Here is a 3,079-nt window from a genome sequence, read left to right on the forward strand (position 1 = left end):
CGAATTGGAAAGACTCCTGATTTTTTAGACACAAAAAAACCTCCTAATCATAATTGATTTAGAAGGTTCTTTGGTAATCTTTACAGTAAGACGAGAATGGAGATAAAATACTAAAATTCGTATCCCGTTCTATGTCCCAGGAATTACTTATAAGTATTCACTGGGATGTTGCTTTTATTAGGGTTTTGGATGACACATTCTCTAACTATAGGATAAAACTCACAATAATCGCTGATAATATGCTCACTAACGTTGCTCCGTATAAAAGTTTCAAGCCGAATCGTGCTACAACGTTTCCTTGTTTTTCATGAAGACCTTTTACAGCACCTGAGATGATACCAATTGAAGAGAAGTTTGCAAATGWAACAAGGAAAACTGAAATGATTCCGATTGATCGTTCACTCAGATTTGACGCTAATTCATTTAATGAAAGCATCGCTACAAATTCGTTTGTAACTAGTTTGGTAGCCATAATACCGCCTGCTGTTACTGATTCTGAAACAGGGATACCCATTAAAATCGCAAATGGAGCAAAGACATATCCAATAATTGCTTGGAACGTGACTCCAAATATCATATCAAATAAGTTATTTACTCCTGCCATTAGTGCAACGAATCCAAGTAACATCGCCGCAACCACAATTGCAACCTTGAATCCATCCATAATATATTCGCCAAGCATTTCAAAGAAGCTTTGTTTTTCTTCTTGCACAACAAGGAGATCTTCTTCTTCGGTTACAGAGTAAGGATTAATGATTGAAGCAATGATGAATCCTCCAAATAAATTAATCACGATTGCAGTTACGACATATCTCGGTTCAATCATTGTCATATAAGCTCCGACAATAGACATCGATACAGTAGACATCGCTGACGCACTTAGTGTATATAGACGTTGAGGGGATAATTGTCCAAGCTGTTTTTTCACAGTAATAAATACTTCAGATTGTCCAACAATAGCGGATGCTACTCCATTGTAAGATTCCAATTTACCCATGCCGTTTACTTTACTGATTGCCCATCCAAGCCATTTCATAATGAAAGGAAGAACCTTAATGTGTTGCAGAATTCCAATCAGAGCCGAAATGAATACGATTGGAAGTAAAGCAGTTAAGAAGAAAGGAGCTTGTCCTTCATTCGCAATGCCGGCAAATACAAAATTGATTCCTTCATTAGCGTAATCTAATAATTTTGTAAACACGGCTGCGATTCCCTCTATAAGAATCAATCCGAATTTGGTATTCAGTAATGTAAAAGTTAATATTAACTGAATAATGATCATCTGGATAATTGGTCTTATCTTTATTTCTTTACGATTGTTACTTGCAACCCAGGCAAGACCCAGAACAACAATTAAGCCTACGATTGAGATTAAATAATTCATTTAATGCCTCCACAAAGTTGTATTATTAAAAGGTTAAACGTCTGACCATTAAACTTACTTAATAAGTATACATTTATAACTTATCATGTCCATATACAATTTATTAAATGTTGCCCATGTTGATAAAGGAATATTATATTTTGACTACGTTCGGTTAATATTCATTGAAACTAGATGATATAGACAAAAAGAAAAAACCCTTGATTATTATCAAGGGTTTTGACATGTGATGTAAACCATAAAATTTCCAAAAAATAAACCATAATAATTCCAACCTTACGGCCACAAGTGTTTAAAGTAATTTACCAGTGAAATGTCTATAAATACATATCACCACTATTATGAAAATTTATGCTTTATTTTTTTACTTAAGGAAATTATTTGGTTGATTAAAGTCAATTGTATCTATTAAATAAATCTCCTGCCTCGTTAGATGAATAAGAAAAGAGCTGCTTTAGCAGCTCGTTGTTCTTCAACCCTAAAGCACCCGTTAGTTCAAGAAGAACTTTTCTTATATCAACTGCTTTTTAAATAAAACTCAATCTTGATTTGGCCCTTCATAGTSCGTATGTACATTAACACTATCTACAATTGTATCTCCTTGTTCAATATCGAATCCCATTGTAGTATGATAGGCAATTAAACTTTATTAACAGGAGAAGTTACACAAAGGACTACACTACCTACCACCTTTTTGTTTTACAACATTAAAAAATTCGGTGTAGAGTTGGTTTCCTATTTTGAGCTTTCTATTTTCCGGATGTACTCCAACAAAATGAATATAGGCCTCATCAGACTTGGATTGAGATAAAAAACTTTTTAGAAACCCAATGACTTGTCCATCTTTTTCTGCAATAAAACTTGTATCAGTAAAATGGTCAAAGAACATCACACACTTAGGAGGTAGGCAGGATCTTATTGAAGTAATGAACTTCAAACAAATTAGCGATTAAATATTAAATTTCTAATAAAATATGTGCCAACGGTCTTATTTCTCCCATTAGTAAATCTTTTGCTTCTTGACTGTTTCCTTCTAACTCAGAATGAATTTCTTCATTAATCCATTCACGCAATTGCAAAGAAATTCCTCTTGCAGCAGAAATTAACTTAGGAATATTTGCTTTTTCATTTAAAGATGGGGTATTTCTTAATATACTGAAAAGGTTCTCAAAAAGTTGCTCATCTTCTTTAATTCTACGTAAAATTGGTCTAATATTTTCTTCCCTTCTCCACAAGTGTAGTTGCARAGCATCATTTTTATTTGTTGCATGAGATATAATCTCAGATAATTTTTCAGATGTTGATATCCTCGAAATAACTTGAAAATATGTCATATATTTCATTAACGGCTTTTCAGCTTCTACATACCCCCTAACATTAACCAATAACTCTTCATCTGGCCACCCCTCACAAAGTGCAACAACAGCGGATTGATGAAAAACATTCTCTTGAATTGCTTTCTTTACAGTAGATAGGACACTTTTTTCATCAGCAAATTGTTCGCCTAATATTTTTGCAGCAGTGTATGTTAGTTCAGGATCAGAAATTTCTTTTGGTCTATCTATGTTCAATGATTCCATTAAATACTCAAGCAATAAGATTGATTTAGGTCTTTCTTTACTAATTAATTTAAGTAGATTAGGCTTGATTGTCCTTTCACTTCTATTTTCTAAAAAGTCCAATATTTCTTTTCTC

Annotated in this window: 2 protein-coding genes and 1 pseudogene; all 3 read right to left on the reverse strand. The window is 33.2% G+C overall.

The features are described 5' to 3' along the window. Positions 1–205: 205 nt before the first annotated feature. A complete protein-coding gene (locus AC1DSB_RS17125) occupies positions 206–1,384 on the reverse strand; it encodes a NupC/NupG family nucleoside CNT transporter (protein ID WP_477587190.1) in 1,179 nt (392 codons plus the stop codon). A gap of 538 nt (positions 1,385–1,922) precedes the next feature. Further along, positions 1,923–2,273, reverse strand: a pseudogene (locus AC1DSB_RS17130) (GNAT family N-acetyltransferase). A 67-nt stretch (positions 2,274–2,340) separates the two neighbouring features. Continuing rightward, the coding region (locus AC1DSB_RS17135; protein WP_477587191.1) for a hypothetical protein at positions 2,341–3,079 on the reverse strand (739 nt) is incomplete at its 5' end.

Source organism: Paenisporosarcina sp. P4_E4_2 (genome assembly GCF_056401595.1).